This window comes from Paenibacillus lutimineralis, assembly GCF_003991425.1.
GTDB lineage: Bacteria > Bacillota > Bacilli > Paenibacillales > Paenibacillaceae > Fontibacillus > Fontibacillus lutimineralis.
Genome location: NZ_CP034346.1, coordinates 5351464 through 5367042 on the forward strand (window position 1 = coordinate 5351464; position 15579 = coordinate 5367042).

The 15579-nt window shown below is 45.6% G+C and carries 16 protein-coding genes; 6 read left to right on the plus strand and 10 right to left on the minus strand.

Annotation, left to right across the window (positions count from 1 at the left end; genetic code table 11):
• Window positions 1-287: 287 nt before the first annotated feature.
• A complete protein-coding gene (locus tag EI981_RS23670; RefSeq protein WP_127002430.1) occupies window positions 288-2006 on the plus strand; it encodes a CPBP family intramembrane glutamic endopeptidase in 1719 nt (572 codons plus the stop codon).
• Here the strand turns inward: EI981_RS23670 and uvrC are convergent.
• Together uvrC and trxA are read right to left on the minus strand one after the other, a co-directional pair.
• The gene (gene uvrC, locus EI981_RS23675; protein WP_227011568.1) at window positions 1972-3843 is read right to left on the minus strand and encodes an excinuclease ABC subunit UvrC; all 1872 of its coding nucleotides are present in this window, start codon (window positions 3841-3843) and stop codon (window positions 1972-1974) included. The two genes, EI981_RS23670 and uvrC, sit on opposite strands and share 35 nt — an antisense overlap.
• 159 nt (window positions 3844-4002) lie before the next feature.
• Window positions 4003-4317 carry a thioredoxin gene (gene trxA / locus EI981_RS23680; RefSeq protein ID WP_068777944.1) on the minus strand — a complete coding sequence of 105 codons (315 nt, stop codon included), beginning with the start codon at window positions 4315-4317 and terminating at the stop codon, window positions 4003-4005.
• A 344-nt stretch (window positions 4318-4661) separates the two neighbouring features.
• On the opposite strand from trxA, the gene EI981_RS23685 reads away from it, so the two are divergent.
• A complete protein-coding gene (locus EI981_RS23685) occupies window positions 4662-4817 on the plus strand; it encodes a YqzM family protein (protein ID WP_127002435.1) in 156 nt (51 codons plus the stop codon).
• A 145-nt stretch (window positions 4818-4962) separates the two neighbouring features.
• Here the strand turns inward: EI981_RS23685 and dnaI are convergent, their stop codons facing one another.
• The 3 genes from dnaI to EI981_RS23700 form a co-directional block, all read right to left on the minus strand.
• Complete coding sequence (dnaI, locus tag EI981_RS23690) at window positions 4963-5919, minus strand: primosomal protein DnaI (protein ID WP_127002437.1); 957 nt, start codon at window positions 5917-5919, stop codon at window positions 4963-4965.
• Window positions 5920-5943: 24 nt separating this feature from the next.
• Window positions 5944-7464: a replication initiation and membrane attachment family protein gene (locus EI981_RS23695; RefSeq protein WP_127002439.1), complete on the minus strand. Its 1521-nt coding sequence runs from the start codon at window positions 7462-7464 to the stop codon at window positions 5944-5946.
• Between the two features lie 283 nt (window positions 7465-7747).
• Window positions 7748-8041, minus strand: coding sequence for a YuiB family protein (locus EI981_RS23700; RefSeq protein ID WP_127002441.1), 294 nt, complete (start codon window positions 8039-8041; stop codon window positions 7748-7750).
• A gap of 202 nt (window positions 8042-8243) precedes the next feature.
• On the opposite strand from EI981_RS23700, the gene hemQ reads away from it, so the two are divergent.
• Complete coding sequence (gene hemQ, locus EI981_RS23705; protein WP_127002443.1) at window positions 8244-8990, plus strand: hydrogen peroxide-dependent heme synthase; 747 nt, start codon at window positions 8244-8246, stop codon at window positions 8988-8990.
• Window positions 8991-9086: 96 nt separating this feature from the next.
• Here hemQ and EI981_RS23710 read toward each other — a convergent pair whose 3' ends face one another.
• Window positions 9087-9347: a hypothetical protein gene (locus EI981_RS23710; protein ID WP_127002445.1), complete on the minus strand. Its 261-nt coding sequence runs from the start codon at window positions 9345-9347 to the stop codon at window positions 9087-9089.
• Between the two features lies 1 nt (window position 9348).
• Window positions 9349-10542 carry an NAD(P)/FAD-dependent oxidoreductase gene (locus EI981_RS23715; RefSeq protein ID WP_127002447.1) on the minus strand — a complete coding sequence of 398 codons (1194 nt, stop codon included), beginning with the start codon at window positions 10540-10542 and terminating at the stop codon, window positions 9349-9351.
• Window positions 10543-10945: 403 nt separating this feature from the next.
• Here EI981_RS23715 and EI981_RS23720 point away from each other — a divergent pair, with 403 nt between their 5' ends.
• Window positions 10946-11968 (plus strand): NAD(P)/FAD-dependent oxidoreductase, encoded by a 1023-nt coding sequence (locus tag EI981_RS23720; RefSeq protein ID WP_227011569.1) that lies wholly within the window; start codon window positions 10946-10948, stop codon window positions 11966-11968.
• Between the two features lie 226 nt (window positions 11969-12194).
• Here EI981_RS23720 and EI981_RS29820 read toward each other — a convergent pair whose 3' ends face one another.
• The 3 genes from EI981_RS29820 to EI981_RS23735 form a co-directional block, all read right to left on the minus strand.
• Window positions 12195-12389 carry a hypothetical protein gene (locus tag EI981_RS29820; protein ID WP_227011570.1) on the minus strand — a complete coding sequence of 65 codons (195 nt, stop codon included), beginning with the start codon at window positions 12387-12389 and terminating at the stop codon, window positions 12195-12197.
• A gap of 152 nt (window positions 12390-12541) precedes the next feature.
• Window positions 12542-12685, minus strand: a complete 144-nt coding sequence (sda, locus tag EI981_RS23730; RefSeq protein ID WP_127002453.1) for a sporulation histidine kinase inhibitor Sda — start codon at window positions 12683-12685, stop codon at window positions 12542-12544.
• Window positions 12686-12917: 232 nt separating this feature from the next.
• Window positions 12918-13577, minus strand: coding sequence for a YheC/YheD family protein (locus tag EI981_RS23735; RefSeq protein ID WP_418789024.1), 660 nt, complete (start codon window positions 13575-13577; stop codon window positions 12918-12920).
• A gap of 382 nt (window positions 13578-13959) precedes the next feature.
• On the opposite strand from EI981_RS23735, the gene EI981_RS23740 reads away from it, so the two are divergent.
• Entirely contained in the window at window positions 13960-14160 is a 201-nt protein-coding gene (locus tag EI981_RS23740) for a hypothetical protein (protein ID WP_127002457.1), read from the plus strand.
• Between the two features lie 142 nt (window positions 14161-14302).
• Window positions 14303-15511 carry an AI-2E family transporter gene (locus EI981_RS23745; protein ID WP_127002459.1) on the plus strand — a complete coding sequence of 403 codons (1209 nt, stop codon included), beginning with the start codon at window positions 14303-14305 and terminating at the stop codon, window positions 15509-15511.
• The last annotated feature ends 68 nt before the right edge of the window (window positions 15512-15579 follow it).

Sequence of the window (15579 nt, forward strand, 5' to 3'; positions counted from 1 at the left end):
AACAAAGTTTCTTTTGGATTAAATAACTCGAAAAAGACGTAAAAGGCGTGAAACTATGATTATGATACTCCATTATCTGAGCCGTGCGAGACCTTACCAGAGATATTGCAGATTCTCGTGAACTATAGCCCGATTGGCGAACCTAAGGTCCCCTATGTTATCTTTAATTGAATGTGTTTTTTAAGAATTACGCCCAATGTCACCCCCGCTTCTAACTCACTGGTTACGACAAGCGGACACATTGAACAATTCCTTGTTTAGAAAAAAGTGTAAAAGGAGCTGTAAAAATGCAAACTTCCAAGAACTCACCTGGGATCTTGCTCAAACCTAAAGCACTCTGGATACTTGCTGCGATTGGATTGGTCCTCTTCATCGTCCTGCAGCTTTGGCTCCCTTCCGTGAACGAGCCGGAGCAACAATTAAGCAAGACCATCAGCAAAGATCAAGCCAGGCAAGCCGCCGCTTCGTTCGCTCAGACGGAGCTTGGCATCAACGGCAATTTTCAGAATGCTCACGTTACATACGATACAAAGCCTGAACTGTTCGGATATTTGACGAAGGAAAATTTAGTCGGCAAATATTCTAAATCCTATGGCAAACAATTTCCTTATGACGTCTTCCATGTTACCTTTACAGACCCGGATGACATATTAAGCCTCTTAAGCATCGACATAAATATGCAGGAGGGCAATGTCGTTGCCTTTGAGAAGGTCATCTCGACAAGTAATGCCACCAAGCAAACTTTACTCGACTACGGTCGCGAGAATACACTGTCTCTGGTGGCCCGGGAAGGCGATATCAGCCTGACTGATAAAGAGCAGCTAGTCCGCCCTTACCTGAAGACTCTAGGAGTGAGTGAAGCCGATCTGAAGTTGGCTACCACCGAAGGGCAATACGGTCTACTGTATGAATTGCCAAATTACGAGATCGGACAGTCACAGGCCCAGATACAATTTCATTTCGAATATGGCGCGGTAGCTTCAATGGAGACGAAGTTCACCGTTCCGAGTTCCTACAACGATTATCTCAGCGGTCAGAAGACGCTCGCCTACATCCTTACCTTTGCAGGCTATGGGCTACTCACCTTCGTTCTGGCTATTCTGGCGATCGTGTACAGCATAGTGACAAGAGCCTACACCTCTTTTAAGCGTGGTCTCTTACTAGCTTCTCTTTATTTTGTCCTAAGTATGGTCGGAGCAATCAACATGCTGCCCTATTTACAGAAGGATAGTCTGAGCAGCTCCATACTCATCTTGAGCTTCGTTATTCAGGGCGTAGTAACTCTACTGCTGTCCGGCTCCATCTATGTATCGCTAGTAGGTGGCGATGCGCTCTGGAGACAGAAGGGGCGGATCCTCTGGCCAAGGGCCAAAGAGCCCGGTTATGGCCGCCACGTGCTGACAGCGATGACGAACGGGTATGCCTGGGCGCTGATTTTGCTTGGGGTACAGTCCGTTATTTTCCTGGCTCTCGAGAATACGATTCATACCTGGTCGACGACAGATGCCTCCCAATCGACGTATAACATGCTTCTGCCGCTGCTATTCCCGCTGCTGGCTTGGGTAGCTGGTATCGGAGAGGAGGCCGTATACCGACTGTTCGGGATCGCTATGCTAAAGAAGATGTTCCGTAGTACATTTGTAGCAAGTTTGATTACTTCTCTGATCTGGGCCTTCGGTCATACCCTATATCCGATATATCCAGTTATTTCGCGGCCTATTGAACTCATGTTCATCGGCTTACTGTTCAGCTTCGTGTTCCTGCGCTATGGATTTATTACCGCCGTCTTCTCCCACGTCATCTTCGATACGATTCTGATGTCAATCAGTCTGATGGTCATGGGCGGAGGACTGAATATTGCTGCTGGGTTATTCTATCTGGTACTGCCGGCCATTGTCGGTTATCTGATCTACCGCTTCAACCCAGCGTATAAGGAACGTCCGATTTCGCCAACAAAAAAAGAGGAGCCGTTTATTCCGGCTCCTCATCCCGAAGCGAATCAATAATTGTCTGTGCGAGTTTATCCCCGATAGAAAGAGGCCGAAAATCTTCGATGGAGGCCTCTTTTATTTTTTTCAGTGAGCCGAAGTGCTTCAACAGCAGTTTGCGTCGTTTCTCACCTACGCCGGGTATCGCATCAAGCTGCGATACGACCATCGATTTAGCTCGCTGCTCACGATGGAAAGAGATCGCGAAGCGGTGCACCTCATCCTGAATGCGCTGCAGCAAGTAGAACTCCTGGCTATCCCGGGCCAGATTCACCGGCTCCGGCGGATCGCCGATAATAAGTTGGGCCGTCTTATGCTTCGTATCCTTCACGAGGCCGCAGACAGGAATGAACAATCCTAGCTCATTCTCCAGCACATCCTTAGCCGCAGCCATCTGCCCCTTGCCGCCGTCCATGACAATCAAATCAGGGAGCAGCAGATCCTCCTTGAGCACGCGCTCATATCTGCGCCGTACAACCTCACGCATCGTCTCCACATCGTCGGGGCCCTGAACTGTACGGACCTTGTACTTGCGGTATTCCTTCTTGGCCGGCTTCCCATCGATGAATACTACCATCGCAGATACTGGATTGGTTCCTTGAATATTCGAGTTATCGAACGCTTCGATCCGAGACAGTTCGGTCAAGCCGAGAGCAACGCCCAGATTCTCCGCCGCCCGAGAGGTTCGTTCCACATCCCGCTCGATCAGACGGAACTTCTCGTCCAACGCAACACGGGCATTCTCAACGGCCATCTGCGTCATCTGACGCTTCAGTCCCCGCTTGGGAACCAGCGTCTTCACATTCAGCCAGTTCTGCAGAGCGGCTGCCCCACTCTCCGCATCAAGCAGTTCCCCACCTTCATCAGAGGCCTCGCTAACCTGCTCTTCAACCTGTTCCTCTGTCTGTTCCTCCTGCTGCCCCGATTTCCTATCTGGCAGCAGAATCTCCTGTGGAAGCGCTGGATTGTCACTATAATATTGTGTTACGTAAGACAAGAAGTCACCATAGGCCTCTCCATAGAACGGAAATACCGAGGCATGACGTTCGATCATTTTCCCTTGTCGTACATATAAAATCTGCACACACATCCAGCCCTTATCGACCGCAAAGCCGAATACATCACGATTTCTCGCATCATTCATCGTAATCTTCTGCTTCTCCATCAGGGCGTCTATACTTCTGATCTGATCACGCAGCTCCTTCGCCCGCTCGAAGTACAACTCCTCAGCTGCTTCTTCCATCTTGCGTTGAAGCTCCTGCTTGATCTCCTCATGCCCGCCATTCAGGAAGGATACGATCTCTTGAATCATCTCATCATACGTCTGCTGCGGCACTTCCTTCACACAGGGTGCCAAGCATTGGCCCATATGATAATACAGACATACCTCCTTCGGCATCACATTACACTTGCGCAGCGGGTACATTCGGTCAAGCAGCTTCTTCGTCTGCTGTGCTGCATAAGCGTTCGGATACGGTCCAAAATACTTAGCCTTATCCTTAAGAATCTTCCGCGTGACTTCCAACCGTGGATGAGGTTCATTTGTAATTTTGATATATGGGTAGGTCTTGTCATCTTTCAACAGTACGTTATAACGGGGAGAATGCGTCTTGATCAGGTTGCACTCCAGAATGAGCGCCTCCATATTGCTGCCGGTAACGATATACTCGAAATCGCGAATCTCCGAGACGAGCCGTTGTGTCTTCCCATCATGACTGCCAGTGAAATAGGAGCGCACACGGTTCTTCAGGATTTTGGCCTTCCCGACATAAATAATCGTACCGTTCTTGTTCTTCATCAAATAGCAGCCTGGTAGATCCGGCAGCAGTGCAAGCTTGTGACGGATTGCTTCCATCGCCTGCTCCTTCTCCTGCATTTCCTTGGCATAAGTATCCGAATGATGGCTATTGCTAATTGTCCTCTCCCCCTCTCACTTCATAATGCTGTTCTGCACAGAAAACGCCCCCGGGCATGCCGGAGGCGTAGTTGTAGCACTCTGAATCAGCTAGCCAAATTAATGTTTGGCAATCATGTTTTTCAGCGCGTCTTTGGAGTTCAAACCAACAACTTTGTCGACAGGTTGGCCGTCTTTGAACAAGATAAGAGTTGGGATACTCATTACGCCAAAGCGGGATGCAGATTCAGGGTTCTCGTCCACATTTACCTTCGCGATTTTAACCGAATCGCCCAGATCACCAGACAATTCTTCCAAAATTGGCGCTATCATTTTGCAAGGACCACACCAAGGCGCCCAAAAGTCAACCAGAACGGTACCCGTACTTTCGACTTCACTGTTAAAAGATTGATCGGAAACATTTACAATTGCCATGATATCTCCTCCTTGTATGTTACTGGAATGCCTGCTTGAAGTCAGCCACAACATTCCCTAACTAATCAGTATTGTTATAGTTGCGCCCTATGTTGACGCTATGGATTACATTATAACATAACTTTTTAGTAAATGGGAATTCGCGTTCAGGCATCATCTTTACAAACTTGAAAGCGATTGGTTATACTAAGAATATCCAAATATCAATTTGTCTATGATATTTTTAATTGACAGTACATAAAATGCGTGTTCAAAAAGTACGGTTTTCAGCGCCGAGAAGGTTAGATGAAGCTAGTGTCTTTTTGAACTACCTTTTAAAACCAATTTAAGGAGGCCTCGCCCGCATGGATGCTAACCCGCATGTGAACGACCCGCGCCAGCATATCAATGAAGAGCCACGCAACGACTTGTTTGATCTGATGAATGGTTTTTTCGGTATGCTCACCCTTATGGCCGTTATTTTCTTCGGCATGGTCATTTTGAAATTTATCGCCAGTTAGCATGATCGCTGTCGGTCAAGCAGCCCGGCCGGTATTTTCCAAATGTACGTTAAAAGAAGACCTCGCAATCCCATTCAAGGGTTGTTGCCGAGGTCTTCTTTTGTGTTTGATGATATATATAACCGATGATTTCTATTCATCCGATTTATGATCTCTTACCGCGCTTATTGCTGCCGGTGACTGTAACCACGTCCACGAATGGAGCGATCCGGTCCATCAGTCGCTGGCCTTTATACCGTTCCTCCCCGTCCTTGCTTGTAAAGCTCAAATGCTGCTCCAGCGCTTCCAGGGAATAATTGGAGGTATAGAAGGTTGGCTTACGATTCATCCGATAATTCAATATTGAGCCCATTACATGGTCGCGAACCCATGGGTTCAAATTCTCCGCTCCGATATCATCAAAGATGAGCAGATCCGCCTGCTTCATCACTTCGACGGTCTCCTTCAGCTTCTGTGAATCCTGAAGCATCGACTTCAGGTCCTCTACAAATTCCGGCATATACACTATTACTCCGGAATATCCCGACTTCGCCAGCTTGTGCAACAGATAACACATCAAGAAGGTTTTGCCTGTACCGAAGTTCCCTTCCAGATACAAGCCGCGCGGTTGCAGACCGCCCTCCTCTGTGGCGCTGATATAGCGAAGCACTTGGGTTACGGCAGGTGCGCGGACACGATCCTTCGTCAGAATCTCAACTTCGTCATAACCTTCCTGAAGAGCCCGCTCATCCACATAGAAGCTGCGAATCTTCTTCTGAATCGATAGCTCATTCTCCCTTTGTAGTTGTCTCGAGCAAGGAACTTGACGAGCGACGATTTGCGGGCCAAGTGTATTATTCTCCACTGTTAATTTCGTGAAATGGCCGGGAAAATCATTAGGACATTGATCGAGCCCGGGACACTTGGCACAATGACGGCTGTCATTCACGTATTGATACAGCTTGGCCATATCTCGAATCAACTGCTCTTCATCCAGCTCGGGATGCTGCGCGCGAAGTTCAAGTACAAGCGGATCGTTCAACAGCTCCGCCTTGAGTTGCTCCGACCGTCTGAGCAGGTTATTATTCTTCATCCCTGCCAGTATTTGACCGAGTGAATCCATTGCTTACGTCCCCCTCCTTCCCGATTAAGCCTCATTGTTCCTACCAGCCTGCATCCGTTCCGCAAGCTTCAGCATCTCCGCGAATTCCTCATCCGAGACACCCTCTTCCTGGGTAGAGCCCTGCACAATAGGAATTTCCGGTTTGCTCTTGCCAGTGGCTTGACGCCCTTTGTAGGTACGTCTACGGTTCGCACCATCTTGCGGCTCTGAACTGGATTTGGCCTTTACCTTAGACTGCTCGCGGATGTAGCCAACCGCCTGCTCATAAGTATTAACTTGTTTCATCAGCATATTGGAAGCGATCGCCTCCACAAAATTGCGATTAATCCGCTGCTCCGTATTGGAAGTAAGCAGCGACATCAAGTAATGAATCAGAACATTGATGACTTCACCTGGCAATTTATAATTCAAATCGATCTTCGTAAAAATATCTAGTAAATTGTCCGGAACAGCCCCTGGGAAGAAAGTTCTCAAGAGGCGCGTATATGGCTCATTACGGAGCATCATGTTGTATTGATGAATATCGCATTTATTAGTGAATTGCTTGGGTACCTCTAAATAAAATTCCATCTGTACCGGGAACTCTTCTAACTGTTCCTCTTCCTCCAGAGCAGAAGAAATAGAGACAACCTTGGCATAGGCGACTTCCCGCTCCTCATTGCGTCGCTTACCTTGACGGAAATGGAGATTAGCCCGGTACTGCAACTCATCCAGCAGGATGCCTCCGCTCGGATCAAATACTCCATCCTCGTCCAGCAGGCGGCAAAGATCCTGCACACTTAAATCAAATTTCCGGGCCACAAAATTAAGTACTCCCATCCCTTCTAGATTGAAGCGAAGCCCTTCAACATGAGTACGGTTCACCGAATCGCGCGGGAAGCGAAGAATAATATCCGCGTAGTTAATCCGCTCTTCTTCAGCATCAAGAGGGCCTCCGCTCTGACGAGCCAAGGCTGTCTCGGCAATCGCCTGCTCTAGTTCATAGTCTATGGAATGAGTATTTAATTGAAAAATATCATAAAACGGCACCGTAATATTTTCTTTGTTATGAGACAAGCCGTACATATCCCCCGGCTCCTTGCTGAAGAACCGTTCACGCAAAGATAGGACGGCAAACTTTCCGATCTTGTCGCGCAGCAGCAGCGTCAAATGCTGAGTATTAAAAAATTCTGTCGGCGATAATGGTGGCTGCAACTCGTATTCGTACATATATTCATCGCTATCCGTCATATACATGCGGCTCGTCTGTAGTAGGCCGACTGCTTCCAATTTGGAAGTCTGCTCTACGAGATAAGTGCGTCCCCTCTCGCTTGGATCAATCCCCAAAGTCAAGAAAAGCACCCGCTGCTGCTCAACCCGTGAATAGCCGACCTGATCCTGAGGCACCTGCTCCACCAGGAGCCGATATAGCGAAATAGCAAAAGCCCCGACCATGGGCTGATAGATTAGACTAAGCGTCTTCCCGTCAACAGGACTGAGACTGAAGTCACGATATACGCAATAACGATGATTTTCAGTAAAATGCAGCATGTTGTTCATGCGCACGGCTTCATCGCCCCTTCCCACAATTAAGATGGTTCATACTCTATTGAAACGTCTATCTGAGGATCTGATCCATTACGGGAATTTCGATCCTCTTAACTTGTACACGTTCGATCAATGTTTCTATATTCTATCACAAAATGATTCTACTTGAATCATTCAAACCTTACAAAAATCATGCCATTTCCCTGGCAATAATTCTAAAAAATCGACAAAACAAAGCCGATAACGCTTCAGACCGCAGCATTATCGGCTTTTTCCTATCTCTAAGTTTGGACTTGCAAATCTAGAACATCTTATACCCGGCAAAACGCAGCTTGCGTATCGTCCATCCGCTCAGGATTGCTCCTGCCAGACCAGCCAAAGCGGTCAAATAATCAACGAGACGGAATGAGGATAAATAAAGCCCCAGACTCTTATCATGATCCCATAGCGTATATACAACCACCGGAACAATGATAATGACGAACACGTAAGCGGGGAACCATGTCGTTTTCATTAGCATGTTAAGAATGAATCCGATCCCGAACATCATGACGAAAAACAATACCATCAATATCAATACGATGAGCCATCCCACGTACCTCACCCCTTATGTACACTATAACAAAGGTCACACTATTTATAACTAGTAGATAGTTTACTAAAAAAAATGTTGCAAAGCAATGAACTTTACTTATTTTTATAACGTTTTCATTTGCCCCTACCGATCATATTAGGATACAATGGTGACAGTGCATAAACTTATGCCTACCTAATGATTATTTAGGAGTGATCATAAAATGAATGAAGCTGCATTAACCCTGGAAGGCTGGTATGCTCTCCATGATTTCCGCACCATGAACTGGACAGCCTGGAAAGAGACTGATGATGAAGAGCGTGCTGGCGCCCTGGAGGAGCTTCACAACTTTCTGCAGGAATGGGACTTATTAGAGCAATCCAAAACTGGCAGTACTGCTGTTTATTCTATCCTTGGACAAAAGGCTGATTTTGTATTCATGCACCTCCGCGAATCGCTTGAGGAGCTGAATGCATTGGAGAATGCTTTTAATAAAACGACCTTTGCCGAATATACAAACAAAGCCTATTCATATGTCAGTGTAGTAGAGCTTAGCAATTACCTCGCCTCTGGCGGAGGAGATCCGAAGGAGAATCCGGAAGTTATGGCGCGATTGCAGCCAATTCTTCCTAAGTCTAAGCATATCTGCTTCTATCCTATGAATAAGAAGCGGGATTTAAGCGATAACTGGTACATGCTCTCTATGGATGAGAGACGCGCCATGATGCGAAGCCACGGTTTGATTGGACGCAGTTATGCCGGCAAAGTCAAGCAGATCATTTCCGGCTCCGTTGGTCTGGACGATTGGGAATGGGGAGTAACGCTGTTCTCGGATGACCCGCTGCATTTCAAGAAGCTTGTTTATGAGATGCGCTTTGATGAAGTAAGTGCTCGTTATGGTGAGTTCGGTTCCTTCTATGTGGGCAATTTGTTAAATGAACAGTTGTTCGAAGACATGCTCAAAATCTAATAGAGGTAGTCAAAAAGTCCGTTTTGAACACGGTTAGTCTAACCTCAAAAAAAAGGCACTCTCCGATCTATGATCGGAAGGTGCCTTTTTTTATATCTATTCTCCGTTATCGTCCTCTTCCTGAAGCCTGCGCAGCGAATCCAGAAATTCCGCAGTTGCACGGTCGCGATCTCTGCTCTTCTCCTTTAAACGTTCTATGGCAGGCAGGATTAGAATATCGACTTCTTTCTGGACAACATAGGATAAGTCATATTGCCCTTGCTTCTCCAGATAAGATCCGACCTCCATTAAGGCGTTATAACGATCCATTTCCTCTCGGGTTAACAAACCTCGCACTTGAACACTGCAATGTCTCATTTTACAGGAATCTGCCTTTCTTCAAAACGAGCGGAATCCCACCAATGATAAATAAATAACGGATATCAACCAGCTTCTTAATCTGAGCAGCTACCCAGCCTTTGTACTTCTTGCCGAATGCACTGGCTACGGCCTCGCCTTTACCCAAGGAAGCCACCGTCCCTTTGTTGCTGAAGGCGAATTTCTTGAGTTCCTTGTTACGGATCGAAGCCACAACATTCTGCGCACATGTTACCCCTTGCTGCATAGCAATTTGTGCTGTCGGCGGATATGGCCGCCCTTCCGGATTAAGCATAATAGAGTTATCTCCAATAATAAACACATGTTCATAGCCTGGTGCATGCAAGTATTCATCAACCATCACCCGGCCTCTGGATGTCTCGAAGCCAGCGGCTTCGACCAGGCGATTGCCACGGATTCCACCCGTCCATACAACGGTAGCGGAACGGATCACTTCTCCATTCGCCAGCACAACTCCGTCTTCCATGCACTCTTTGATCGCAATACCGATCTTGAATTGAACGCCCTTCTTCACAAGTACGTTCTGGGCATATTCCACCAGTTCAGAATCAAATCCTGGCAGGATCGCTGGAGCAGCCTCTACATTATAAATATTAACGAGACTAGGGTCGACATCATATTCTTTACACAGACGAGGAATACGGTCAGCCAATTCGGCGACGAATTCGATTCCACTGAAGCCAGCTCCGCCCACTACAAAATTCAGACGGTCGGTGCGGCTCTCATCCAACTTATATAGTGCGAATTGATATTCTATATGCTCGCGGATCAAGCGAACCGAGTTAATACTACGAATCGTCATCGCATATTCGGACAGCCCCGGAATACCAAATGATTCAGGTTCCCCACCCAGTGCAATGACGAGATAATCAAAAGATAAAGTTCCATCCTGAAGAATCACCTTACGGTCTGACAGACGAATTTCTTTGACATTGGATTTAACCAAGTCTATTTTGAATTCATCGATTAACTTCGAAATGGACACCCGAGTATGCTCGATCGAATCCGTTCCGGCAGCTGGCATATGCAAATGGGTAGTGAAATAATGATAATCATGACGATTAACCAAGGTTACATCTGCTTCATTATAATTCAGTTCCTTCTGCAGACGCTGCGCCGTTAAAATTCCGCCATATCCTGCACCGAGAATGACGATTTTAGGTATGGTACTCATCTCTAGTACTCCTTCCAGTCTCAAACACTCTATTTTTGTATTTTTTTCTATCCGAATCCTATTTTAATGTGAAAATAACCACATAAAAAAATAATAACCAGTTTGTATATTTGTCGATCATGAAGTTTATGATATTTCTCACAAATATTGTAACCCTAATAACCATTTTAAAGCAAAAAAATTACAATGTAAATTTTCAAATGTGCTTTTTTCGTCACAAATTTATGTGCATACAATTTGAATAATATCGACTTTTGTATAAAAGATCAAGTCTTATTTTACGCCGCTTTTGGGCATTTCTAAGGTCGCATAAATTGAAAATTCGACAAATATCGCGTTAGCTTTGCAAGTTAACAGTGGGAGATTATAATAAAGTAGAAATGACAATATAAAACTTCAAGAAATGATCTGGAGGTGTAAGTCTGTGTCATCCCTGAATACCAACGGAGAATTTACCGACCTTCTCATTATCGGAGGAGGCCCGGCAGGTATGTTCGCCGCTTTTTACGGCGGAATGAGAAAAGCTTCCGTCAAATTAATCGAAAGTATGCCTCAGTTAGGTGGACAAGTAGCAGCCCTCTATCCTGAGAAATATATTTACGATATCGCCGGCTTTCCTAAAGTTACAGGTCAGGAGCTAGTGAACAATTTAACGGAACAACTCAACATGTTCAACCCTGACATTCGTCTTGAGGAAAAAGTACTACAAATCGAGAAGAAGGATGAGCGGCATTTCATCGTAACAACCGACAAAGATGTTCATCATGCCCACGCGATTATTATCACCGCAGGCGTAGGCGCATTCGAACCGCGTCGTCTTGAGCTTGATAACGCACTTCACTTCGAGAAGCATAATCTTCATTATTTCGTTAACGATATGGAGAAATTCCGGGGACGGAAGGTACTGATCAGCGGTGGCGGTGACTCGGCCGTGGACTGGGCACTCATGCTTGAGCCGATCGCCGAGCAAGTAACGCTTGTGCATCGCCGTGATAAATTCCGGGCCCATGAACATAGCGTTGAGAAGTTGATGGCTTCCCGCGTGAATATCGTAACTCCTACAGAGATTACAGAGCTTCACGGAGAGGATCAAATCAAGCAAGTAACGCTGGCCCATGTTAAGACAAAGGAAGAATCCATCATTGATGTCGATGACGTCATCGTTAATTTTGGCTTCGTATCTTCACTGGGTCCGATTGCTGAATGGGGTCTCGATATTGAATCTAACGCCATTGTCGTAGATTCACGGATGGAGACTTCGATTCCGGGGATCTTTGCAGCTGGAGATATCACTACGTATCCTGGTAAGCTGGACTTGATCGCTGTCGGCTTCGGCGAAGCGCCTACTGCAGTGAACAACGCCAAGGTATACGTCGATCCGGAAGCGAAGCTATCGCCAGGTCATAGCAGCAATATGAAACTATAATATTGGTTATTCAAAAAGTCCGCTTTTGATCACGAAGTGAATCAGGAGGTTTATGCGGCATCGAATCTTGAATTCAGCCGGGATTTCCGGTGCTCACGTACAAACTACGTACGCTCCGCTCCTCGATCCCTAGCTTTATCCAACCTTCTCGGTGCTGAAAACCGAACTTTTTGAACTTCTACCAGAATAATCTACATGAGATTCAAATAAAAAGGGTATCTTAACTTTACGCAGGAAAATGATGTCGTAAAGGAGAGATACCCTTTGCCTTATGTCTGCCCGTTATGCAACGGCCTGGCCCCATTAACTGCAGCTTGTCCAGACTGTGGATATACTCTGGATAATGCCGGTCGAAGAGAGGATTATGCTGGTCCATATAGTCCCTATGGCTCCGCGGACCAATATACTTCTGCTCTCTCACTCCACAGCCTGGAGGGTTGCGAGCATGTTGCCCAATGTCCACACTGCCATGAGGCTTATATTTATCGAGTTAATCTTTGGGAATCCCCTTAACTACGAGTGAAGTAAATTTAGAGATTTTTACCGGCCGGGAGAAGCCAAAGCTTGTCCAAACTAGTGCAAAATAGAACCGTCCGATGTATTGAGTTCTCGTCTATGGATCTCTGCCAACAGAAGTGCGATGAACTCCCGATCCAGGTTTAGTTCCGTGGCCATATAATAGGATTCAAGCAACATCTCATCTGTTAACATCGCCATTGATCATACACCCTTTCTATTTTTTTCTAATCATAACAAGATTCTCCGGACAGAACAAGCGTTCCGTTATCCACATACACCTGTGGAAATCCTGTGAATAACTTGTTAGTAAAATGTGTAAATGACTGTAAAATCTAATTGGATAATGTGGATAAAAGTTATTCACAGGAATTTTGTGTCAAAATTTCGCAGAAAAATTTTTTAGATATTTCTTAAATTTGTTCGAGTTTTATTACTGCGGCCTCGTGTTGACCTCGAATATCCACACCTTACCGTTGACATCGATTCCATAATCAAAGCCCAACTGCTCGATCCCCGGAAAAGAACTCTCCATAATTCCAATGCAAGTGTTCGTTAAATTACGCATCTCTGCACTTTTCTTCCTCGCCGTCCTTCTAGGCAATGAACGACTTAGACCTGAGCGAGCAGACAATTGCGTCCCGCCCTTGCACAGGTTGGTAACGAATAGACCGGGACGAGCCAATCTTCCAACCATCGCCCGATATGTCCATTTTCCATTGTGTTTAACCACCTTCACACGATAATCGATCGGTCGACTGGCTATCCTAGCCAGGTGTATGCCTTGCTGAATAATATATGAGCGGCGGACCTTCGCCCGGTTCAATGTCCGGAGCATCGCATCATAAGTTGAAAAGGATGACCTTCTTGACATATTGGTAAAAGAATAGATTCCACCTGCATAGGTTACCTTGATTACACCATAACCTCCACCGCCACGGACTGGCTTGATGACGACCATACCAAAACTATGCAACATCTGCTTCAAAGATTCAGAATTATACTTACGTGTTTGAGGTATGTGGGCAGCCACACTTTCGTTACCGAGCAGTGCTTCTGTCTTGAGCCACTTGTTGGCTAACTCTCTTCCCACGGTTGACATCCCCCTTTCCGTTATGTGATATTCATACTCGAATTAACGTATTTTTTCTTGTATGTTTGTCCACGGCAATGGCCTGTTTTATTCGCAACCGCTTTCTATGCAAAATTTCAAATTTAACGTATAGTATGTAGCAGGTATATAAGTTGAACTATTGAACGAACAGATCTAGGCAGCCGGGTGAACTGTTCCTCCGATCGCTGTTGCTCACGAATTTCTCTGATTTTATACAATCCAACATAGAAGAAATTCGTTCACAAAGGCGAACGCTTTGCTTCTCCAGAATCATTTCACCCTCTTGCCTATCACTGTTCTTGCTTCTAGTTCAACTCATATAGAATTGGAGAATTTTAAGATAACCGGGAGGGACGTTAGTATGTCGGCTTTATTTGGAGTATTGTATTGGTTCGCTATGGTTGCGATGTCGCTGGTTCTTGCAGCGATTACGGTAACTGTGTTCCTGTTCGGCTACAAGGCAATCAAGACATCAAGCAAAGGGCTTGGAATCAGCTGCATCGTCTTCTCGGTCGTCGCGGCTGGAATGGTAGTTCTCATGGTCAATAAGCAGTTCTTCTAATCGCTACATATTCAGGCAAGAAGAGATTCGTTCCTTTTCACTCCATGAAAGGGTTCGAATCTTTTTTTCTGAAAATTTGAAACTATATCAATCTTAAACGTATTATTTATATAACAGATTTCTCAGGAGGTTCTACAGCAATATGGAAAACTCACAGACATGGAGCGGACGCTTCAAAAAGCTGTTCATTAACAACCGTTTCGTTCTATTTCTATTGATCTTGCTCTTGATCGGTTTGAATATATTCGTCTTCGACAAGATTTCCTTCGTATTCAGGCCACTAACGATACTGCTTAAAACTGTATTTCCTCCAATATTATTGACAGGCGCTCTCTTTTACTTGCTAAATCCTTTAGTCAATTGGTTGGAGAAGAAGGGGATCAAACGCATCTATACGATCGCAGGCCTTTACTTGCTCATTATCGGCCTGATTACTATCGTTATCATCTCTGTAATCCCACCTCTTCAAGAGCAGATTAATCGGCTTATAGTTAATTTTCCAAAATACAGCTATGAGGTGCAGCTGCAATTCGAGAGTCTAATCGGAAGTGACTTCTATCACCAATTCCAGACGACAACGGGATTTGACCCAACAACTGTTGGAGAGACACTAACCCAGCAGGCCACAAAGCTTATGAATGGTGCTTGGTCAGGCATCGGCGGCTTCTTAGGCGCACTCAAGGATGTGATTCTTACGATCGCAACCATACCTTTTATCCTGTTCTATCTACTCAAGGACGGAAAGAAGCTCCCACATTACTTTATGAAATTTGTACCTAGTCGGTTTCGGGAGAATACACATACGGTCATGTCCGAAATGAACGAGCAGATTAGCCATTACATCCGTGGGCAAATCATCATCAGTTTCTCTGTCGGATTATTGATGTATATCGGTTTTTTGATTATTGGACTGGATTACTCATTAATTCTGGCTTTGATTGCTTCCTTTACCAATATCGTTCCTTATCTGGGGCCGGCTATCGCCTTTACGCCTGCGCTGATTATCGCAACTGTTACCTCCCCGTTAATGCTGTTCAAGCTAATTATCGTATGGGCAGTTGTGCAATTCATCGAAGCCAAACTTATTTCGCCGCAAATTATGGGCAAGAAGCTGCGGGTTCACCCGATTACGATTATTTTCGTTATTCTGACTGCAGGACATCTATACGGCTTCATCGGCATTCTGCTGGCTGTTCCAGGATATGCGGTTCTTAAAGTAATCGTGACTCATTTCTTTAAATGGTTCGAGCGCCGTTCACATTTATATGATCCGATTGAACCGGATGAGACAAATGAGGACAAGCCACAGACAATTATAGACAGTTGCGAGCCTCCACTAACAGATAATTAAAACTTTGACCAGAAATTAAAAAGCACAGCCCTTACGGAGACTTCCGTGGGAACTGTGCTTTTTGCCTT

What these genes read in the sequence shown, in the direction of transcription:
- EI981_RS23670 (WP_127002430.1), top strand. Translation starts at nt 288, where the DNA reads ATGCAAACTTCCAAGAACTCACCTGGGATCTTGCTCAAACCTAAAGCA.
- EI981_RS23720 (WP_227011569.1), top strand. Translation starts at nt 10,946, where the DNA reads ATGATCTGGAGGTGTAAGTCTGTGTCATCCCTGAATACCAACGGAGAA.
- uvrC (WP_227011568.1), bottom strand. Translation starts at nt 3,843, where the DNA reads ATGGAAGCAATCCGTCACAAGCTTGCACTGCTGCCGGATCTACCAGGC.
- trxA (WP_068777944.1), bottom strand. Translation starts at nt 4,317, where the DNA reads ATGGCAATTGTAAATGTTTCCGATCAATCTTTTAACAGTGAAGTCGAA.
- EI981_RS23710 (WP_127002445.1), bottom strand. Translation starts at nt 9,347, where the DNA reads ATGAGACATTGCAGTGTTCAAGTGCGAGGTTTGTTAACCCGAGAGGAA.
- EI981_RS23685 (WP_127002435.1), top strand. Translation starts at nt 4,662, where the DNA reads ATGGATGCTAACCCGCATGTGAACGACCCGCGCCAGCATATCAATGAA.
- EI981_RS23740 (WP_127002457.1), top strand. Translation starts at nt 13,960, where the DNA reads ATGTCGGCTTTATTTGGAGTATTGTATTGGTTCGCTATGGTTGCGATG.
- dnaI (WP_127002437.1), bottom strand. Translation starts at nt 5,919, where the DNA reads ATGGATTCACTCGGTCAAATACTGGCAGGGATGAAGAATAATAACCTG.
- sda (WP_127002453.1), bottom strand. Translation starts at nt 12,685, where the DNA reads ATGGCGATGTTAACAGATGAGATGTTGCTTGAATCCTATTATATGGCC.
- EI981_RS23745 (WP_127002459.1), top strand. Translation starts at nt 14,303, where the DNA reads ATGGAAAACTCACAGACATGGAGCGGACGCTTCAAAAAGCTGTTCATT.
- EI981_RS23715 (WP_127002447.1), bottom strand. Translation starts at nt 10,542, where the DNA reads ATGAGTACCATACCTAAAATCGTCATTCTCGGTGCAGGATATGGCGGA.
- hemQ (WP_127002443.1), top strand. Translation starts at nt 8,244, where the DNA reads ATGAATGAAGCTGCATTAACCCTGGAAGGCTGGTATGCTCTCCATGAT.